General features: G+C 61.5%; 20 protein-coding genes and 1 riboswitch. Of the genes, 17 read left to right on the top strand and 3 right to left on the bottom strand.

Annotated features, from left to right (window positions below):
* Nucleotides 1–51 precede the first annotated feature (51 nt).
* The 15 genes from KR767_RS16885 to KR767_RS16820 all read left to right on the top strand — a co-directional run bounded on the left by KR767_RS16885 (nt 52) and on the right by KR767_RS16820 (nt 11,631).
* Nucleotides 52–519: a hypothetical protein gene (locus KR767_RS16885; RefSeq protein WP_250877120.1), complete on the top strand. Its 468-nt coding sequence runs from the start codon at nt 52–54 to the stop codon at nt 517–519.
* The gene (locus KR767_RS16880) at nt 516–1,169 is read left to right on the top strand and encodes a histidine phosphatase family protein (RefSeq protein ID WP_250877119.1); all 654 of its coding nucleotides are present in this window, start codon (nt 516–518) and stop codon (nt 1,167–1,169) included. Before KR767_RS16885 ends, KR767_RS16880 begins: the two co-directional genes overlap by 4 nt.
* Nucleotides 1,166–2,461, top strand: coding sequence for a phosphopyruvate hydratase (gene eno, locus KR767_RS16875; protein ID WP_250877118.1), 1,296 nt, complete (start codon nt 1,166–1,168; stop codon nt 2,459–2,461). Before KR767_RS16880 ends, eno begins: the two co-directional genes overlap by 4 nt.
* Nucleotides 2,458–2,760, top strand: coding sequence for a DUF211 domain-containing protein (locus KR767_RS16870; RefSeq protein ID WP_250877117.1), 303 nt, complete (start codon nt 2,458–2,460; stop codon nt 2,758–2,760). The genes eno and KR767_RS16870 overlap by 4 nt, the downstream gene beginning before the upstream one ends.
* A complete protein-coding gene (locus KR767_RS16865; RefSeq protein WP_250877116.1) occupies nt 2,757–3,302 on the top strand; it encodes a hypothetical protein in 546 nt (181 codons plus the stop codon). The genes KR767_RS16870 and KR767_RS16865 overlap by 4 nt, the downstream gene beginning before the upstream one ends.
* An 11-nt stretch (nt 3,303–3,313) precedes the next feature.
* Nucleotides 3,314–3,694 (top strand): fluoride efflux transporter CrcB, encoded by a 381-nt coding sequence (crcB, locus tag KR767_RS16860; protein WP_250877115.1) that lies wholly within the window; start codon nt 3,314–3,316, stop codon nt 3,692–3,694.
* 33 nt (nt 3,695–3,727) lie between these two features.
* A riboswitch (Fluoride riboswitch) is annotated at nt 3,728–3,789 on the top strand.
* Nucleotides 3,790–3,867: 78 nt separating this feature from the next.
* Nucleotides 3,868–5,184: a voltage-gated chloride channel family protein gene (locus KR767_RS16855; RefSeq protein WP_250877114.1), complete on the top strand. Its 1,317-nt coding sequence runs from the start codon at nt 3,868–3,870 to the stop codon at nt 5,182–5,184.
* 14 nt (nt 5,185–5,198) lie between these two features.
* Nucleotides 5,199–5,552, top strand: a complete 354-nt coding sequence (locus tag KR767_RS16850; protein ID WP_250877113.1) for a DUF190 domain-containing protein — start codon at nt 5,199–5,201, stop codon at nt 5,550–5,552.
* Nucleotides 5,553–5,575: 23 nt separating this feature from the next.
* A complete protein-coding gene (locus KR767_RS16845; protein ID WP_250877112.1) occupies nt 5,576–5,908 on the top strand; it encodes a DUF190 domain-containing protein in 333 nt (110 codons plus the stop codon).
* A gap of 99 nt (nt 5,909–6,007) precedes the next feature.
* Nucleotides 6,008–7,906 (top strand): alkaline phosphatase family protein, encoded by a 1,899-nt coding sequence (locus KR767_RS16840; protein WP_250877111.1) that lies wholly within the window; start codon nt 6,008–6,010, stop codon nt 7,904–7,906.
* Nucleotides 7,907–8,017: 111 nt separating this feature from the next.
* Nucleotides 8,018–8,368, top strand: coding sequence for a DUF190 domain-containing protein (locus tag KR767_RS16835; RefSeq protein ID WP_250877110.1), 351 nt, complete (start codon nt 8,018–8,020; stop codon nt 8,366–8,368).
* Nucleotides 8,368–9,126, top strand: a complete 759-nt coding sequence (locus KR767_RS16830; protein ID WP_250877109.1) for a COG4280 domain-containing protein — start codon at nt 8,368–8,370, stop codon at nt 9,124–9,126. The genes KR767_RS16835 and KR767_RS16830 overlap by 1 nt, the downstream gene beginning before the upstream one ends.
* A 165-nt stretch (nt 9,127–9,291) precedes the next feature.
* A complete protein-coding gene (locus tag KR767_RS21460; RefSeq protein ID WP_425602686.1) occupies nt 9,292–9,927 on the top strand; it encodes a phosphatase PAP2 family protein in 636 nt (211 codons plus the stop codon).
* 194 nt (nt 9,928–10,121) lie between these two features.
* Nucleotides 10,122–10,838, top strand: a complete 717-nt coding sequence (locus KR767_RS16825) for an AraC family transcriptional regulator (RefSeq protein ID WP_250877108.1) — start codon at nt 10,122–10,124, stop codon at nt 10,836–10,838.
* A 136-nt stretch (nt 10,839–10,974) separates the two neighbouring features.
* A complete protein-coding gene (locus KR767_RS16820; protein ID WP_250877107.1) occupies nt 10,975–11,631 on the top strand; it encodes a hypothetical protein in 657 nt (218 codons plus the stop codon).
* 143 nt (nt 11,632–11,774) lie between these two features.
* Here the strand turns inward: KR767_RS16820 and KR767_RS16815 are convergent, their stop codons facing one another.
* On the bottom strand, nt 11,775–13,493 hold the full coding sequence (locus KR767_RS16815; RefSeq protein ID WP_250877106.1) for a beta-1,3-glucanase family protein: 1,719 nt from the start codon (nt 13,491–13,493) through the stop codon (nt 11,775–11,777).
* Between the two features lie 508 nt (nt 13,494–14,001).
* Here KR767_RS16815 and KR767_RS16810 point away from each other — a divergent pair.
* Both KR767_RS16810 and KR767_RS16805 read left to right on the top strand, forming a co-directional pair.
* Complete coding sequence (locus tag KR767_RS16810; RefSeq protein WP_250877105.1) at nt 14,002–16,392, top strand: glycosyl hydrolase family 95 catalytic domain-containing protein; 2,391 nt, start codon at nt 14,002–14,004, stop codon at nt 16,390–16,392.
* Nucleotide 16,393: 1 nt separating this feature from the next.
* Entirely contained in the window at nt 16,394–17,608 is a 1,215-nt protein-coding gene (locus KR767_RS16805) for an SGNH/GDSL hydrolase family protein (protein ID WP_250877104.1), read from the top strand.
* Here the strand turns inward: KR767_RS16805 and KR767_RS16800 are convergent.
* The gene (locus tag KR767_RS16800; RefSeq protein WP_250877103.1) at nt 17,597–19,216 is read right to left on the bottom strand and encodes a peptidoglycan D,D-transpeptidase FtsI family protein; all 1,620 of its coding nucleotides are present in this window, start codon (nt 19,214–19,216) and stop codon (nt 17,597–17,599) included. The genes KR767_RS16805 and KR767_RS16800 overlap by 12 nt on opposite strands.
* Nucleotides 19,217–19,317: 101 nt before the next feature.
* Nucleotides 19,318–20,340 (bottom strand): adenosine deaminase, encoded by a 1,023-nt coding sequence (locus KR767_RS16795; protein WP_250877102.1) that lies wholly within the window; start codon nt 20,338–20,340, stop codon nt 19,318–19,320.
* Between the last annotated feature and the right edge of the window lie 81 nt (nt 20,341–20,421).

The raw sequence follows: 20,421 nt of genomic DNA, 5'->3' as shown, positions 1-20,421 counted from the left end.
GCGGTTGGGTAGTTCCATTCGCCGGCTGCGCTCCTGACTTCGGAGTGCACTATGAATGCCATCACCCATCATCTTCGTCCGCCGCATGATGCCGTCGCCGCCGGCAAATGGGACGCACCGCAGCCCGTCCGCTGGATGGTTCTTTACGATGGAACCCCTGCGGCCGATGAAGCAGTCGCCGCCGGGATGGAGCACGCACGCGAAGGGGGCGCGGCGCTGTTCCTCGTCGCGGCAGACCTGCGAGCCGATCCCCATGACCGAACGGACTATGCGCGTGCATTGAGCGATGACCTCTCAACCTTCTCGCGCTTCGCTGCCAAGGCAGGCCTGGATGTTGACGGGACCTACATTGAACATCCCAATGTGGACAACCTGCTCGCAGTCGCCGCCTCGCACGCGGTCACCGGGATCATCGTGACGACACCTTTTCCGGAAGGACTTCTAGGCGAGTTCGCGCAACGTAGTGAGCTACCTCGACTGGTCGCCCTCACCGGTGATGGGCGTGGGGGTGCGGTATGAAGCGTCTCATTCTTATCCGGCATGGCCACGTTGATGGCCTTGATCCACCGATGTTTCGAGGTCGGTACGAGCTGGATCTGTCAGGCAAAGGTCGCGCCCAACTTCCCGAGCTTTCGGCAGCGATGGAGCGGTGGTTGCCCATCGGCATGGTGGTCTCTAGCCCCCGCCGCCGGGCGCACGAAACAGCGACAGCCATCACGATGCAATGGGGCGGCGAGCCATGCGTCGAAGCCGGTCTGGACGACATTGATTACGGGAACTGGACCGGTCGCGCGCATGCCGATATCGCACGCGATGAACCTGAGGCGTGGGCTGCGTGGCAAAGCATTCCCGGCCGTTTCCGGTTCACCGGCGGCGAATCTCTGCTGGACGTGCAGGCTCGCGCCGTCAAGGCAACCGAGCTCCTGCTTACCCGGATGACGGAAGACCAGGCCCTCCTCGTCGTCTCCCATGACTCCACGATTCGCGTACTTCTGAGTTACTTCGCCGGTCAAACGCTGGAGGGCTATCGACGGTGGCGTGTCGACCCGGCCGGGATGACCGTCATCGAGTTCACGCACGGCGCGCCGTCGATCGTGCACGTCAACCAGACAAGCCACTTACGTTCTACAGAAGACACCGGTGTCGCACAGACCAAGGAGATTGCATGAACCAGATCCGCCGTATCGATGCCCTCGAAGTCCTCGACTCGCGTGGCTTTCCGACCATCGAGGCCGTCGTCACGCTGGAATACGGTGCGCAGGGCCGCGCGATCGTCCCCTCCGGTGCCTCAACAGGTCGAAAGGAGGCTCATGAACTGAGAGATGGGGGCACACGGTACGGGGGACGAGGCGTCCGACACGCCGTTCGCAACGTCCTCGACATCATTGCACCCGCATTGGCTGGGGACGCGTTCGCTCGCCAGGCCGACCTGGATGACCGCTTGATTGCGCTCGATGGCACTGTGCAAAAGACAGTGCTGGGCGCAAACGCCATGCTCGCCGTCTCGATGGCGTTCGCGCGTGCATGCGCTGTGGCCGCTAAGAAGCCACTGCACGAGCACCTTGCGCCGGGTAGCGCCTTGCTGCCGGTGCCATGCCTGAATGTCATCAACGGCGGCGCTCATGCGGACAGCACGCTCGATTTTCAGGAGTTCAAGATCCTGCCACACGGGGCGACCTCCTTTGCCGAGTCGATCGAGATGGGCGAAGGGGTTTTTCACGCCCTCAAGAAGCGGCTGGGCAAAAGTGGCTACAGCACGGCGGTGGGCGACGAGGGCGGCTTCGCACCGCACCTTAAGTCGCACGAAGAAGCCGTAGAGATCATCCTGGACGCCATCGTCCTGGCGAGATACCGACCCAGCCACGACGTGAGTATCGGCCTTGACCCGGCCGTCAGCGCGTTCTGGCAGGACAACGGCACGTATGTCTTTCCCCGGATGGGAATCACCATGGACAGTGGCGAGCTCATCGACCTCTGGGACCGCTGGCTTAAAGCCTATCCGATCCGTTTGCTTGAAGATCCGATGGGCGAAGACGACTGGGAGGGCTGGGTCGAGGCGACGAAGCGACTGGGCAACCGCGTTGAATTGGTGGGGGACGATTTGTTCTGTACGAACCCTGCCTACGTCGAGATGGGCATCCAGCGATCGGTCGCTAACTCGGTCCTCATCAAGCCCAACCAAATTGGAACGTTAACCGAAACCTTCGCGTGCGCCGGACTCGCCCAATCCGCCGGCTACGGCATCTATGTGTCGCACCGCTCCGGAGAGACCGAAGATTCGTTCATTGCGGATCTCGCCGTAGCGTTGGGTGGGGGGCACCTGAAGACCGGATCCGGTTGTCGCGGTGAGCGCACGGCTAAGTTCAACCAGCTTCTGCGGATCGAGCGCGAACTGGGAAGCCTTGCCCGTTTTCCGGGGGGCGCAGCCTTCAAGACCCTCAATCGCACGGAGGCCGCGTGAACCCATCCACCGCATTCAACGTTCGACGTATCGTGATGGACGTCGACAAGGCAGTCGCACGGCCATCGTTGGAGGACATTGCCAAGGCCGTGTCAGCCTGCCGCGGTGTCGAAGCCCTGAACCTGACCGTGGGGGAGATCGACATCGAGACCGTTGGCATGGATCTGACCATCGAGGGCAATGGGCTGGATATCGAGCAAATCGTGGCGGCGATACATGAGTCCGGCGCTGTGGTGCACAGCGTTGACCAGCTCGTGTGTGGCGAGCGCCTCATCGATGCGGTGGAGCGGCATCGATGAGGCCATCCAACCCGTGGGCGTTCGTGGCTATTCGTCTTGATCTGGTCGCCGGACTGGTCGATGGGATATTGACGGCGCTGACACTGGGAGCCGGTCATCTGCTCCCGGGTGCGGCGCCCATGAGCCTTACGCTAGCTCTTCGCGTGGCCGTCGCCTCGGCTGTCTCGGGTGCCTTCATCTTCCTCGTCGCCCATTACGCCGACCTGCGCAGCGAATTCATCGAAGCGGAGCGACAGCTCAATCTTCTTGCCCACGGACAACTCGCTGCCAGCCAACTCGGTAAGGCGGCCTTTCGCGAGGCCGCCGTCAAGGCGTCGGCAGCCTGCGGCGCCACGTTTGCAGGGGCTCTTGTCCCGATGTCTATGGCCATCTTGGTGCCCTCATGGCGGTCAGCCCCTCTCTTTGTCTCGCTCACGGCTCTCGGGGCACTCGGTGTGTGGCTATCGCACACCGTCCACGGACGTCCCATCCGATGGATTGTCGCGCTGGTATTGGTAGGCGGCTTGCTGAGCACACTTGGCGCGTTTCTTCACATTGCCTGATGAGTCTTCCCATGCCCCTTACCGCCTTAGCGCTATGCATCGGCGCCACCCTTGGCACATTTCTTCGCTACCTCCTGGCACAAATGTTCAATGCGGCGTTCCCCTCGCTCCCGATGGGAACGCTCGCCGCCAACCTCCTTGGCGGATTTCTTATGGGTCTGGCGCTTGCGAGCTTCATGGCCTATCCGCAGATGCCCCTGGCCTTGCGCCTGGGTATCACCACGGGATTTCTGGGCGGGCTCACCACGTTCTCCACCTTTTCGGCGGAAAGCTTTCTCCTGCTTCAGCGCGGCCAGTACGGGTCGGTCGCCATCCACTTGGCGGTCCACGTCCTGGGCGCATTGGGCTGCCTGGCGTGCGGCTTTGCGCTGGGCCGCCTCATTGCCCGGTGAAGGCTTTGACCTGGGTTCCCGCCGTAGTTACACTGGGCCTACGGAGATGGCATGCCTCCGCGAACCGCCTTCGGGCTGATGATGCCTACGTATCCTGGATCCCCGGGGGCGTAGGCATTTTTGTTTGATGCCCCCGGACTTCAGGTGTTTTCAACCCACCTACCGGAAGTCGCATGCGACACCTTCGTTCACTCGAGCAGTGGGAACTGCTGCCCTACATGGGCAAGTGGCTTGTCATCAGTTCGGCAGCCGCCTGTCTGGCCGGTACCGCCTCCGCCTTCTTCCTGCTTGCCCTCGAATGGGCAACGGCCACTCGCGAGGCCCAGCCCTGGATGATCTGCTTGCTCCCGCTGGCAGGTTTCGTGGTTGGCTGGGCGTACGACCGGGTAGGTAAGCCTGTGGAAGCGGGCAACAACCTGATCATCGACGAGATCCACGATCCGAAGAAGGTGATTCCGCGGCGGATGGTGCCCTTGGTGTTCATAGGCACCGTCGCTTCCCACCTTTTCGGCGCGTCGGTGGGCCGCGAAGGAACGGCGGTCCAGATGGGCGGAGCGCTGGCCGACCAGTTGACGGGCATCTTCCGACTCCGCCACGAAGAGCGCCGTATCCTCTTGATGGTCGGCATGAGCGGTGGCTTTGCGGCTGTCTTTGGTACGCCGCTGGCCGGCGCACTGTTTGGCCTGGAAGTCCTGGCCATCGGCCGTATGCGTTACGACGCGCTCTTTCCCTGCGTTATCGCCGCCATCGTGGCTGACCGTGTTTGCCTGGCGTGGGGGGTTCATCACACCGTCTACGCCGTGCCGTTTGTCACGGCAGTTACCATTCCCACGGTCCTCGCCGTTATCGCCGCCGGCTTCGCATTCGGACTGGTGGGTCTGCTTTTTGCGACGGCTACTCACACCGTGGGCGGGTGGATGAAGCGCTACCTTCGGTACGCCCCGTTTCGCCCCTTGGTCGGCGGCGCCGTCATTGCGCTCTCGGTGGTCGTGCTGCATACCGAACGCTATGTCGGCCTCGGCATACCCACCATCATCGCCGCGTTTCAACATCCTCTGGCGCCATGGGACTTCGCTGGCAAGTTCGCCTACACCGTCGCCTCCTTGGCTTCGGGTTTCAAAGGCGGTGAAGTCACGCCGCTCTTCTTCATCGGTGCGACCCTAGGTAATGCGCTCGCGCCGCTTCTACACCTTCCCGTGCCGATGCTAGCCGGGCTGGGCTTTGTCGCCGTGTTCGCCGGCGCCGCAAACGTGCCCTTGGCTTGCACCGTCATGGCGATCGAACTGTTCGGTCCAGCCATCGCGCCGTTCGCGGCGATCGCCTGCGTCGCCAGCTACATGTTCTCCGGACATACAGGCATCTACCACGCGCAGCGTCTTGGACACGCCAAACATGTGCGGCATTTGCCCGAAGACATGCGTCTTGCCGAGATGAGGGCCTTCCGTAAGGCACAGCGCAAACAGCCCCGTGTTGAAACCATCGATCCGTGATCCAGGAGCCCTGAATGCACGACCTTGCTGCCGTTCGCCTCTACTTTCCCGCGTCCACCCGAGCAACCCGGACACGGTTTTGGCATCACCTCTCGGCTCCGGCCCTGGCCCATCATCTTTTAGCTGTCGCTCGTCGCGCTGGTGTCGAACAAGCGATTCTTCATCATGTCGATTCTGGCTATCTCAAAGGTCACCGGCTCAGTCACCACCATCCCGAAGCACATTCGATGCACCACCCACAGTGCCTCGAACTGGTCGATCACCGCATAAAACTCGAAGCCTTTCTTAAAGATCACGCCAACGAAATCAAGAAAGTACGCGTCTTGATGTTTCATGGCGAAGCGCTGAAAAGCGTTACCCACGACTAAGCGTCACCCGAGGGAGTTGCTCCATGAACGGTTATCGCATCCTCTTTTTCACACAGGAAGACCGAAAAATCGGTCACCGCCTGGCGAGCGAATGGATCCTCAGTAAGGCCAAGGAACTGAAGACGCATGGTGCAACCCTGACCATAGACGCCGTTGGCTTCGGGCACTCTGGGAACATGCACTCGGCAGGTCTTTTCAAGATCACGGATAGGCCCGTGACTGTATCGGTCACCGCCGATGAGGCGACGTGTGAGGCACTCATGGCGGCGCTCGCGGAAGCCCGTGCGGACATCTTCTTTGCCCGCAGTCTCGTCGAGTTTGGACGTACCGCGGAGGATGCCCCACAAGACCAGTAGCTGCCCTGCGAGCCCTCAACAAAATCGAATTGATCGCGAGGTGCTTTGCAAGCACCTGCGACCGGTATGCACCCATCCAAAATTTTTGAAAGGTAGCTCATGCGTGCCATTGTGCTTCTTCTCGCCGCACTAACGACGGCGACCGCGGTGTCGGCCAAAGCCGCTTCGGCGCCCGACCGTCCGCACAATGTGATCATCTTTGTCGCCGATGGGTTGCGCGGCTCGGTGGTCGATGCCCAGCTGACACCAGCCTTCGACGCGTTGCGCCGCGAGGGAGTAAGTTTCCCCAATAGTCACTCCCTGTACCCGACCGTCACCACGGCGAACGCTTCGGTGATTGCCACGGGCCACTATCTCGGTGACGCCGGCAACTTCTCCAACGCGATCTATGCCGGTTATCCGGTCACTTCCGCTAAGGGCACGGCAAGCGTCACACCCTACTTGGAGGATGATGCCGTCCTGGGCGATCTGGACGCACACCTGGGCGGAAACTACCTGACGGAGGAAACCCTCCTGGCCGCCGCACGCCGGCAGGGTTACAGCACGGCATCCATCGGAAAGCTCGGGCCTGCGCTCATTCAGGATCATGTCGATCGCGGCCAGACGACTCTCGTCCTCGACGACAGCTCAGCCATCGCCGGCCACGACGGCAAGCTGGACGGCGTGTTGCTGAACCCTGAATTCGCCGAAGCGCTTCAGCGGGCCGGGTTGCCCCTGACACCGCCCCTTCTTGATAGGCCTAACCTCGCGCAACAGCGGTATTACTCGGAGGTCGCCGCCAAGGCCGCGCTTCCACTGCTGCAGGAGAAGGGTAAGCCCTTCGTGATGGTGTTCTGGATGAGGGATCCGGATATCACCCAGCACGGTCAGCTGGACAGTCGACCTGGCATCGTGCCCGGCATCAACGGTTCGTCCTCTCTGGAAGCTATTCGAAACTCGGACCTCACGCTAGCTCGCTTGCGTGAGACCGTCGATCGACTGGGTCTTGGCGCGACGACAGATATCATCGTCACGTCGGACCATGGCTTTTCGACTATCTCCAAGCAGAGTCAGACGAGTCGCTCTGCACGATGTGATTACGTTGACGTTGAGAAAGGCCAGGTTCCTCCCGGCTTCCTCGCGATGGATATGGGTGAAGCCCTGAAGTTTTCCGTATGGGATGCGGACGACGGCGCGGTTCTGATCCGTGGTGCCGGCGGGTGCGGACATCTGGACGAAAGCCGTTACGCGAAGCATCCCGTCAATGGCGACGCGATACTGGGGGAGGATCCCAACCATCCCGATTTCGTCGTGGCATCCGGTGCGGGTTCGTCGTTGATCTACGCAAAAAGCGACGCTTCGCGGTCTATGGTGCCCGCTGCTGTCGCGTTCTTTCTCCGCCAGGACTACGTCGGAGGCATTTTCGTCGATCCCGCATTCGGTGCCATTCCTGGGACGATTCCTCTGTCGGAGGTCGGCTTGATGGGGACAGCGCGGACGCCGCATCCCGCGATCGTCATAAGCTTTAGATCCTTTTCTTCCGGGTGCGATTTGCCTTTCCGCTGCGGTGTGGAGCTCGCCGACTCCTCGTATGGCCAAGGGCAAGGCATGCACGGCGCGTTCAGTCGCGCCGACACGTTTAACTTCATGGCTGCGGTCGGTCCCGATTTTCGCAAGGCATTCGTCGATCCTGCACCGGTCAGCAATGCCGACATCGCTCCGACCGTTGCCAAGGTCCTAGGCATCCGCATGCCAGCGCATGGCCATTTGACCGGGCGCGTCATTTCCGAGGCGCTACCGGGCGGAACTGTCCCCACGTTCCAACGGAGAACATGTCTTTATCCTTCGACAGAGCTCGGTGGCGGCGCAAGAGCCGACGAGGCGCCGCTCCTTCACCTCCAACCGGCGCTGGCCCTGCAGACGGTCGGCGACACCCGCTATTTTGACGCAGGCGGCCTCGTCGGCCGCACGCTAGGTCTACCGTCAGAGGGCGGTGAACGCTGCGAGGCCACCCAATGATTCGCGCCATTGCTTTCTTGTTAACGGCCACGAGCAATCTTTGCAAGAGCACGTCAATCTGACGGCTTCCAGGCACTACCGACCGTCTTGTTCGTAACTCGGAGAACGACAATGGAAGGGTTCCGCATCCTGTTTTTCACTCAGGAAGATCGAAAGATCCATGGCGATACAGTGGGTCAGTGGATCCTGCAGAAAGCACGCGAACTCGGTGCAGAGGGAGGAACACTGACGGTGGACGGCGCCGGCTTCGGCCACGGAGGAAAGATGCACTCTGCCAGTTTCTTCGAGATGGCCGATCGTCCTGTCACCGTCTCCGTCGTTACCGATGAGGCGACCTGCAACGCCCTCATGGCAGCAATGGCAGCCGAGAACGTCGACGTGTTTTACGCACGGAGCGAGGTCGAGTACGGTCGCCTGGACGGCGGCGGCAATGAAAAAGTGTCAGCGGAGAAGTCTCGCTAATGTCTGCATGGACGACAACAGCGCCTACAACCATCGCTGCGTTCTTAGCCTCGTTGGTCGAGTTTGTTGAGGCACTCACTATCGTGCTCGCGGTCGGGGTAGTAAGGGGATGGCGCGACGCGCTCGCCGGTGTTGCAGCGGCGATGCTCATCCTCGGATTGGCGGTATTGTTCTTCGGACCCGCCATGGCGCGTATACCGCTAGGAGTCGTCCAACTCCTTGTGGGCGCGCTCCTACTGCTCTTTGGGATGCGTTGGCTGCGCAAGGCCATGCTGCGTGCGGCGGGGGTCATCGCCCTCCACGATGAGACCGCCGCATTCGAAGCCGAGCAGGCGCAGCTGATTGCTCTCGGGCAGCGCTCTACCGCTTTCGATAAGGTCGCATTCATGACAGCAATGAAGATCACGCTTCTTGAAGGCATCGAAGTCGTCTTCATTGTGATCGCTCTCGGAGCAGCCGGGCGTGACCGCTTGTGGTCGGCAAGCGTGGGCGCGGTAGCGGCGCTATTGCTCGTTATTGCCCTAGGGGCACTGGTTCATCGCCCCTTGGCACGTGTACCCGAAAATACACTCAAGTTCACCGTCGGCGTGCTGCTAACTGCCTTTGGAACATTCTGGGTGGGCGAGGGGCGCGGCATCGTCTGGCCTGGCGGCGACTTATCGGTACTCGGCTTGATTTTGCTCTATGCCGTCGCAGCGTCTGCCGGCGTCATTGCATGCCGTCGCGAACTTTCGTCACGTGCAGGGATCCCGTCATGACCCGGCGTTCTTGGTGGCGAGCCATTGTCGCGGAACTCGTTGCCGTAGTTGTCGACGATGTGGCTTATGCGACGACGATTGTGATTTTTGTGTGCTTGGCCGGAGGCCTAGTCGCATGGTCATCACCGAGCCACGCTTGGCCGGCCATTTCATTCGCATTGGGGCTTGCGGCCATTCTCGTCAGTAGCGCTTGGTGGCAGGCCCGAAAGAAGCGAAGGGGAGCCTGACTTGTCGGCGTTCGCAAGCGATCCCACATCCGACACGTGGAATCACATCGTCTACGCTGCAATCCACTTGGGCGCTCCACCGACGGCTCTGGGAAGCGCGCTCTTGAGCGCGGCGTGCGAATTGCCCTTGATCATCGGTCTATTGGTTTCGGCCGGATGTTTGCTACGAGACCGTGAGTGGGGCGGGGTCTTGGTAGGACTCTGTGCAACGGGGCTGGCCATTGCCTCGGAGGCGTTCATTTCCTGGGCAGCGTATCAACCCAGGCCATTCGCGGCCGGTTACGGACCTGCCTGGGTCGCTCACGCGGCGAATAATTCCATGCCGAGTACTCACGTAACCGTCTCTTGCATATGGGCGATGGTTTTGGCGACACGTCGGCACGCCGGGGGTGCGCTAGCCGTGGGCGTGTGCGCAGCCCTAATGGCCTGGGCGCGAGTGGCTGCCGGCATTCATTGGCCGCAAGACATCCTTGGCGCCGCGGTTGGTTCAATCGTTTCCGTAATCATCGCGGTAAGCGGCGTGCGGGTGGGCGAGAGATGGAATCTGTACCGAGTACGCGGACCACGTGCCTAATGCACGGACTAAATGGCTCGCATCAATTCAGATTCCCGGAACCACGCCTTAGTGTGAATGAGACGTTCTGTCGAAGGTCATAAAGAGGCGCCTGATCATAGGCTTACGACCCAAAGTGCGCTTTTTTTGCCAGTTCTCGGCCGACCCTCTTCTACCGTCCGCGCATGGTAGTCATTCTTAGGGGGAGCAAAACGGTGGCAGCCGGCGATGCGCCGTTCCGGGCCGATACCTCGACCTTCCTGCTGGTGACGGTGGAGCTTCCCGTGTGCACGCAGGTATTTCTCGATGCCGAAGGTCGCTCTCATCTGGCATTGACGCTGGACATAGACAGAGCCGTGCTCGCCGAAGCCATGGCGCGACTGCCCATGAAACATGGCCCGGCGCCGACATCATCGGCTGGCGTAGCAACCGCCCGGATGACGCCGGATCTGCTGGAGCCTTTTGCCCGCCTGCTGGGTCTGCTGGATCGCCCGGACGATATCCCGTTTGTATCGCCCCTGGTCGTCCAGGAAATCTATTACCGGGTGTTTTGTGGTCCGCTGGGTGGCGTATTGCGGCAACTGGCCCAGAATGGGTCGCATGTGGCGCAGGTAGGTCGCGCGGTGCAATGGATCCAGTCCCATTACGCGGATGCGATGTCCATCGATACGCTGGCCGACATGGCCAGCATGAGCGTCACGTCGTTCCATCGTCACTTCAAGGCGGTAACGCTGATGACACCCGTGCAATACCGCACGCGGCTTCGCCTTCAGGAGGCGCGCAAACTGCTGCTGGCCGAGCCTCGTTCGGCAGGTGCCGTCGCCGCCACCGTGGGATACGACAGCCAGTCCCAGTTCACCAGGGACTACAAGCGGATGTTCGGCGCGCCGCCTGCGGCGGATGTCGCCAGGGCCGTTGGTGCGTTGGGCTAGAAGGAAGCATTGGGGCGAGAACATCGGCAGCAGGGCTTCCGGACCAGGCCGTGACCTATGGCCCGCGCACCGGCTCGGCCGTAGGGATAGTTTTTCCCGTGGCACGGGGGAGCCGTGCATGCCATGGGGAGAGATCATGCGCTACCGCCTGTTTGTCGTGTTGCTTCTGGCGTGCCCTTCGGCGCAGCTTCTGGCCAATGATGCGCTGTTGGACCAGGCCCTCGCCCGGCAGGCCCAGCCCCGGAGTGCAGCTAACGGGATCGTCATCACCACCCATACGATGACCGGAGGCGATGAGCCTGAGATCGAGCACGAGACAGTCGATCTGAAGAAGAAGCCTGATGAGGTGCTGGCCTCGTATGGCACGCTCAAGGATGTGATCGGGACGAAGGCGAAACTTATTTCATCCGAGGGTGGTCGGTCGATCTATCGTTTTCGTACGCACCGCGTGCCTGACGACACCGCCACTCCGAAGGGTGTGAAGATTGACGACAAGGAAGATATGGAATTTGAAGGGACGGCCGAAGTCATTCGCGATGCGCAGGACGCTCCGTACATCAGCCATCTGCAGCTGCATATGCGGCACGCGGCGGGTCCGTTGATCGGCCGGGTCAAGACGATGGATATCGCTTATGGATTTGCGCCTGCGGTGGATGGGACGGGAATGGTGGCTACCGATGTGTCGGTAGACGTGAATGTGCGGGCGTTGTTTTTTATTTTCCGGCATTTTTCACTGGCGTCGCGGCTGGTGATGGCGGGGTCGGCCAATTTGAGTGCGGTTGACGCTGAGTAGTGGTGTTCCTGCATGTGGTGGTCGCGCGCAAGGCGCGCTCCTACAGCGGCTTGTAGGAGCGCGCCTTGCGCGCGACCACCACATCGTTGGCCCACACCCCTCCGGTACCGGCATCACTACCATCGGGGTGGGAGCCCTGGTGTTTACCAGCCGATGCCCAGCTCAAGATGCTCCGGCTGGCTCTCGATCAGCGTCGAGCTCTGGTCGGACACATCGTCGTAAGCAAAGCCATAGGCCTTCCCATTCACGCCGTGGACATGCCAGAAGCGGGAGTAATAGTTGGCCGGAGCCTGCTGGTAAAACGCCGAGGCGTTCTTCCACAACGGGGTGTCTTCCATGACGTGACGGTTGAACGCCGCGCAGATCTGCGCTTCCAGCTGCGGCGTGACACCCCACACATCGCCATCACTGGCCCGGGCCAGGTTGCCCTTGCCTTCCAGGACGTCCTGCGTGGTCGGTTTGAATACCTGGAACTGGAAGCCCTCGGGTTCACCGGCGTTCGGGGTCTGGGCCCAGTTGACGTGCTGGAATACCAGGACATCGTTGACCACCGTACCCACATACTGCTCGGCACCGCGATTGATGGTCAGCGTGTGGGTCTGGTAATAGGTCCAGGCCTCGTCGATGTATGCGTCGAAGTAATGCTCCTGCGGCTTGCCGGTGTCGAAGGCGTCCTTGCCCGGAGCGAAGATGCGCACGGGGTTCGTGTCGACGAGCTGGAATTCCACCGGTACCTCCGTGTTGTACTCCTGCAATACCTGTGCGCGTGTCTGGGTGATGCCCGAGTTCAGGTGGCGCGTCTTGTTGCCACCGTAGACATCGAGCGCGAGCGGAATCGAGAACTGGTCGACCTGTGTCGTGTTGATGAACAGGGCGTTGTCGTTCCAGGTGTATTCGTACCAGTCGTAGTAAAGGCCCACGTTCGGGTCGGTGCCGTTGAGCGGATTGGGCCCGGCAAAGCCGATGCTGCCATCCGCACCCTTGACCACGCTCATGTACATCGGCTCGCCGAAGGACACGAAGATGCGGCCCGATTCCGACTCGGGAAGCTTCAGCAGCTTGGCCTGGGCCAGGGTGAAGGCATAGTTCGGATAGTTCTGGCCGTTCTTGGTCAGGTGGCCCGGGCCGTTGTTGTCTTCTTCCTTGAGCGCGACCAGCGTGCCATCGGGTGTGATGTACGACATCGCATCCTGGTTGGCCGCGTCCTTCTTGTTCGGATCGCGGGCGAGGATTTCGACATAGATCTGGTCGTCGCGCCACTGCCCGTTGGTGACGTTACGCAGCTGCGTACCGATGAAGCCAGGGTATACCTGGTAGTTGAAGCCTTCGGACGGGTCGTTGCTGCCTGAGCCCGGAGGTGCGGTGCCTGTGGCATCCGGTGCATAGACGCCCAGTTCCCACAGGGAATAGCCGTAGCCTGTCGCGCGCTTCACGCCATGCATGCGCACATAGCGGGCCGACACGGCTGGAAAGACGCGGGTTTCGATGCCGCCCGCACCAGCCGGGTTTTCATCGGCCGTCTGCCATGTCTGGCCATCGATCGACACTTCGATCAGGTAGTCGGTGGCATAGGCGTTTTCCCAGTTGAGTACCACCTTGCCCACCGACTGCACCGAGCCCAGATCGACAGCGATCCACTGGTCATCCGTGAACCCCGACGACCAGCGGGTGGTGGTGTCGCCGTCGTTGACGTTGTTGGCCTTGAAAGCGATCGGATTTTCGACATCCGAAGCCGTAACAGGCTGGTTGAGTGCCAGGTTGGTGCCAGCAGCCGGCTGCTGCACGCTGTCCGAGGCCGAAATGCCCGAGGTGGTACTTGAAGGCGCAAACGTGGCGGCGTATGCCGTTGCGGTCATGGTCATCAGGGCCATGGTGACGGCAGATGCGACTGCCCGTCGCCCGATCCTGTTTGCAGTAACTGCGGAATAAAGCTTCATTCGGATAGACTCCCAGGTTGATGTCGCTGTCAGGAAGCGTTTTCCACGCACACGAATCCCCTGCCAGCAATGAAGTCGCCGGCTATGTGCTTCGATTCGTTTACGTGGGTGGATCGTCCAATCCGGACAGGTCGACGCTAGCCCCTGTGCGATGTCGATTGGACGTCCATACGCTGTCCACGGAACGGATCATCCATACCTGAACGGATGATCACAATCGTCAATCGGATAAAACGTCGAGATATGTTTGTTGCGATGCCGCATTTGTGACGCGATCACGTATTCCATGCCGTGCGATAGCTTGATGCAAGACGTTCCCTTGACATGACCGGGGTCGCCGCTTAGCTTGCTATTTGTAGTACAAATGATGGACTGGGTCTGGAGTGAGTCCGTCCGCGGCGGGAATCGGAGTTGATCAATCAGGGGAGCGCCCATGGGGCATGAGGACGATTCAACGTTGGCGGCACGCCGTCGTTTTCTGAAGGTGGGCGGCATGATGGGGCTGCTGCCTCTGGTAGGGATGCCGGCCTTCAATGTCTGCGCTGCCGTCGAACGATCCAGTGCCCTGCCCGCCTCTCCCGCAGGCCCACGCAGGCTCACGCTCTGGTATCCGTCACCGGCCGGCGAAGCGAATGTTCTTCGCGAGGGTCTTCCCATCGGCAACGGCCGCATCGGTGCCCTGGTAGGTGGTGATCCCATGCGGGATTTTCTCTACATCACCGATGGATCGATGTGGCTGGGCGGTCGTAATGCGTCGCTGGGCAACGACGGCCAGTTCGGTTACGAGACCAGCGACTTCGGCAGCCTGGTCATGATGGCAAAGCTTTACCTGCACATCGCCGGACATGATTTGGCAGCGCTGCAGGATTTTCGCCGCGAACTGGACATGGCGCAGGGCGTAGTCAGGATGTCGTATCGCAAAGACGGTGTGACGTACCGGCGGGAGGTATATGCCAGCCATCCCGACGACGTCATCGTCATGCACCTGACCCAGTCAGGTGGCGGTAGTTATAACGGGGTACTGGACCTGCAAGGGGCCCATGGTGAAACGCCACGCGCGGACGGCGAGGCTCGCGTACTCCAGGGCCACTTTGACAACGGATTGCGCTATGGCGCCGCCGTGCGTGTTTCCGGATCGGGAGGCCGGATACGCAGTGAAGCTGATGGTATCCATTTCGATGGTTGCGACTCCCTCACCGCCGTCTTCTGCGGAGGCACGAGTTACGTGCCCGATCTCAAGCGCAACTATCTGGATGCCACCCTTGATCCACTGGTTCGGGCGCAGGAGAAAATCGCCGCCGCGCTTGGCGTATCGGCAGACACCTTGCGACACACGCATGTGGCCGACCACGGACGTTTGTTCGGCACGATGGATATCGACCTGGGTGCGTCATCCGTGACGCAGCGCTCACTAGACACCTGGACCCGTCTTCAGCTGCGGGCAAAGGAAAACTCCCTGCCCGACCCGGAACTGGAGGCCAGCTACCTACAATTCGGTCGCTACCTGACGATTGCCGGTTCGCGCGACAACCTGCCCACGGGCTTGCAGGGACTCTGGATGGCGGACAACTCGCCGCCCTGGATGGGCGATTACCACACCGACATCAATATCCAGATGAACTACTGGCTGCCGGACCGCGCCGGGTTGTCCTCGTGCTTCGACGCCCTGACCGACTATTGCCTTGCTCAGGTCGAGTCCTGGACGGCGATCGCCCGCGACCGGTTCAACGATCCGCGCAACCATTTCCGCAACAGCTCGGGCAAGGTCGCCGGATGGACGGTGGCCTTTTCCACCAACATCTACGGCGGCAACGGCTGGTGGTGGCATCCGGCGTCCAACGCCTGGCTGTGCAACAGCCTGTGGCAGCACTTTGAGTACACGCAGGATCGCCAGCATCTTGCACGTATTCATCCCCTGCTCAAGGGCGCCTGTGAGTTCTGGGAGGCGCGGCTCGTCACCGCGACAGTGGCAGACCCGGCCACTGGCCAGCCCCGGGAAGTGCTTGTCGACGACGCAGACTGGTCACCTGAGCAAGGGCCTCAGGATAGGCGGGGCATCACCTATGCGCAGGAGCTTGCGTGGGACCTGTTCGGCCATTTCCAACAATCGAGCGAATTGCTGCAGCTCGACAAGGAGGCGGCAGCCCGTTTCATGGCCTTGCGCGACAGGCTGTACCTGCCGCGCGTGAGTGAAGCGACGGGCTGGCTGGAAGAGTGGATGACGCCGGAAAACCTGGGTGAAGTCACTCATCGGCACCTGTCGCCATTGATCGGTTTCTTCCCGGGTGACCGGATCCGCCTGGAAGACAGCCCCGCCGAGCTGATCGAAGGCGTGAAGCAACTGCTGACGGCCCGCGGCATGACCGGCTATGGCTGGGGTTGCGCATGGCGCGCCATCTGCTGGGCGCGGCTGAAGCACGCGGACAATGCCTATCAGCTGCTGTTGACCAACCTGCTGCCGGCGATGAATCACAGCAACGGTACGACGGCGAACTTCTTTGACTTCTACCAGCTGGACGCCAGTTCGGATGCCTTCCAGATCGATGCCAATTTCGGTACGCCTGTCGCCATCCTCGAAATGCTGCTCTACTCTCGACCGGGACACATCGAACTGCTGCCTGCCCTGCCCTCGGCCTGGCGCACGGGCAGCATCCGAGGCCTGGGGGCACGGGGCGGCTTTCAGCTCGACATGAACTGGCGTGATGGCAAGGTCACCGCCTTGAGCCTGTACAGCAAGGCCGGAGGCAAGACCGTGGTTGTATCGAATGGCAGATCCTTTTCCGTGGCATTGAACCCCGGCGAACGCCGGACACTGGTGAACTGAGATGGCAAAGCGTGCGTTCGTGGTGACCTTCCTTGCGATGAGCTGGCTCGCGTTGGCTGCCGCGGCCGTAAGCGCGGCAGACGACACAAACACGCGCGTGGCGACCTGGGCGATCGGTGCCGCCGCCGGTGGTCGTTCGTTCCAGGCTCAGACGGTGCGCATGGTGGTGCACCCATCCGCAAGCGGCAGGGCGCCCCGTCTGCGGCTGTCTAACCTGTATTCCACGGGGCCGCTCAACATCGCGCACGCCACGCTGTCCGTTCAGTCCAAGGCGGCGACCCTGCAGCCCGGGAGCCTGCATGCCCTCACGGTGGGCGGTAAGACCAGCTTCACCATTCCTGCCGGGAGCGAGATATGGACCGATCCGGTCCCGATGCGGGTGGCCGCCGGACAGAACCTGGCGGTCAGCCTTTATCTGCCTGAAACGACCGCTGCTTCCACCTGGCATCAGGACGCATTCGAGACCACCTATGCCACGATGCCTGGTGCAGGCGATCATGCCACCGACATCAACGATGACGCATTCAAGCCAATTGGCACGTCGTGGTACTACGTATCCGCGATGACCGTGGAGGCCACCGGCAGCAGAACGGTGGTGGCATTCGGCGATTCGATCACCGACGGCTACAAGACACCGGTAAGCGCCAACGCACGCTGGCCCGATGTCCTGTCGCGTCGTCTTGTCGCCGCCGGCAAGCCTGTCGCGGTCGCCAATGTCGGCATCGGGGGAAACCGCCTGCTCACCGATGGGCCCGATCCGGCGCGAGGCATCAGCGCCCTGCATCGTTTCGATCATGACGTGCTGTCGTTGCCCAACGTGCGCACCGTGATCCTGCTGGAAGGCATCAACGATATCGGCGCCGATGCGGGTCCCGATGGACGCGTGCTCACCGCTGCCGATCTCATCGACGGCTATCAGCAGCTGATCCGGCGTGCCCACGCGGCAGGTATCCGGATCATCGGCGCCACGATCCTTCCCAGCGAAGGGCACTCATACTTCACCGAGGCACGCGAGGCCACGCGCCAGGCAACGAACACCTGGATACGCACGTCCGGGGTATTTGACGGCGTAGTGGATTTCGACAAGGCCATCCGCGATCCACAGCATCCCCGGCGAATGCTCCCGCAGTATGACGCAGGCGACCATCTGCACCCCAATGCCGCCGGCATGCAGGCGATGGGCGAGGCCTCCGACCTGCACCTGTCAGGGCTCTGAAGGCGCCACCCCGGTCAAGCGGACGACATCCGGCATCAATGCACCGTATACCGGTGCGGAGACCTGTCCGCCGAAGAATTTTCCGCCGCTCGGGTCACGGATGATGACGACGGTGACATACCGGGGGCTGTCGGCCGGAAGCAGTCCCACGAAAAGCGAGTTGTAGTGATCGGCACGGTATCCGCCCGGACCATTGGCGCGGGCGGTGCCGGTCTTGCCTGCGACCCGATAGCCGGGCAACGCAGCTGCACGCGCACCGCCCTGCGTGATGACGGTTTCCATCATCCGAACCACATGGTGGGCAGCATCCGCGGAGACTACGGAACGACGGCGTACCGTGTCGTTCGCGATGAAGGTGGGCGCGACGAGGACTCCATCGTTACCCAGCGCGCTATATGCCTGGGCAAGTTGCAGGGCGCTCAGCGACAGGCTGTAGCCATAGGCCATGCTGCTTTTGGTCGATGCACTCCAGTGGGCGGGCTCGGGCAAGACGCCGGAGGCTTCTCCCGGAAATCCCGTGCCCGTCGCGTTGCCGAGTCCGAAGCGACGCAAGTGTTCGTAGTAGTATCTGTCGTCCATTCTTGCCGCCACCTTGGCGGCGCCGACATTCGAGCTTTTGGTGATGATGCCGGTACTGGTAAGCACGCCATTGTTGCCCTCGACGTCGCGGATCGTGTATCCACCGATCTTCATGTATCCGGGCGAAGTGTCGAACGTGGTTTCAGGCGTGATGACACCTTCATTCAGGGCAATGGCCATGGTCAGGGGCTTGATGGTCGAGCCGGGCTCCTGCATGTCCGTCATGGCGAGGTTCCTCCTGTCGCCGACCTCGCCCAGACCCGGATTATTCGGGTTGTAACTGGGGAAGTTGGTCATGACCAGGACTTCCCCCGTGTGCACATCCATGATGACGATGCTGCCGCTGCTGGCCTGGTTCTTTTCCACTGCCGCCTGAAGGTCGCGATACGCCAGATACTGAAGCCTGCTGTCGATGCTGATCGTAAGATCGTGACCAGGAGTCGCAGCCTTGATCTGTCCGGTGACATTCACGATACGCCGTCCACCGTCCACGATGACCTGCTCTTCGCCGCGTGTGCCACGTAACCACGCGTCATACATCCATTCCAGGCCCGCCTGTCCGCGGTCGTCCACGTCGGTGTTGCCCACGACATGGGCGATGCTGCGGCCATTGGGGTAATAGCGCTTGTATTCGGTTTGGATGTGCAGCCCCGGGATCGACAGTGCCATGGCACGCGCAGCGATATCCGGTGCTATGCGTCGGGCGACGTAGGCAAAACGCCGGCGCCCGAGCTGCCCCGTCAGTTCCTCGACCTGCCCGGGTGCGAGAGCGAGCACCTGGGAAAGTCTTCCGAGTTGTTCCGGTCCTGTCGTGCGAAAAGCAGGATCGGCCCACAGGCTCGACACGGGCGTGGAGATGGCGAGTACCAGACCGCGGCGATCACGTATGACGCCACGGTCGGCCACGATGCTCTTGCCGCGCACGAAGCGTGCGTCGCCCTGTGCGACATAGAATGACCTGCGTACGATCTGGATATCGACGGCGCGGGCAATCAGCCCCAGGGCACCGCAGGCCATGATGATGCCCATGGCATACATCCGGCGGCGCGAATCGGGCCGCTGCCGCCGTGAAACGTGACGTGGGTAGTGCAAGATCAGCCGGGCCTTTGACCAGGTTTTTTGGAGTGCCGTCAGGCCAGCGGGGGTATCGAGGCAAGATAAGCGTCGATGCGCCTCAGACCATCGGCGATCCCGGCAGGCGGCATGAAGGCCGCCCTGATGCTGTTGCGGGCCAGGACAACCAACTGCTCACCGCTCAGTGCCAGTTCCCGATGAACAGCCAGGTAGTTGTCGAGAACGTAGCCGCCGAAGTAGGAGGGATCGTCGGAGTTGATCGTGACGCATAGCCCCGCATCGAGCATCCGGCCAAGGGGATGTACGTCCAGCGACGGGACGCCGTTCAAACGCAGATTCGACAGCGGACATACAGTCAAGGGGATCTGCCGCCGGACGAGAAGATCAACGAGATCCTCATCGTCCATGCAGGCGGTGCCATGGTCTATCCGATCGACATCGAGCACTTCCACGGCATCGCGCACATAGGCCGAGGGGCCTTCCTCGCCGGCATGGGCCGTCGTCCGGAAACCACGAGCACGGCAGGTATCGAAATATGTCTTGAACGGTGCCGGTGGATTGTTTCGTTCAGCCCCTCCCAGGCCGAAGCCCGCGATGCTGTCGGCCCAGGGCATGACACTGTCCATCATGTTCAAGGCTTCCTGCACGGGACGATGGCGGTGTGCGCTGACCAGCAACGCCCCGTCGATGCCCAGGTTGCGCGAAGCGCGATCCACGGCAGACAGCACGCCGCCCATGATGTCCTCAATGGGCACCCCGGCCGAGGTAAAGCTTTGTGGGCCGAGGAACATCTCCGCCCGGATGATGCCATCTTCATGCGCACGAGCCAGGTAGGCATATGTCACATCGTGGAAATCGCGCTCACGGCGCAACACCCGGCAGCCCGCGAAGTACAACTCAAGAAAATGTTCGAGGTTCTCGAACGCGTAGGCCTGCCGGAGCGATTCCGGGTCGGGCCATGGCAGCGCCACGTCATTGCGACGCGCCAGCTCGAACAACATGTCCGGCTCAAGCGTGCCCTCCACGTGCACGTGCAGTTCGGCCTTGGGCAGCCGCTTCAGGAATGACGAGATATCCAAGTTCAGGCCGATGGTGCGGATAAGACCGTCACTCTGAGGCCTTGAAGGCCGGCGCAGAAGCCGGCCGGAACCGGGTATGGC

The sequence above is a fragment of the Luteibacter anthropi genome (assembly GCF_023699965.1).
Lineage (GTDB): Bacteria > Pseudomonadota > Gammaproteobacteria > Xanthomonadales > Rhodanobacteraceae > Luteibacter > Luteibacter anthropi.
The sequence above is the reverse complement of the archived record's forward strand: the minus strand, read 5'-3'. Positions and strand labels throughout refer to the sequence as shown.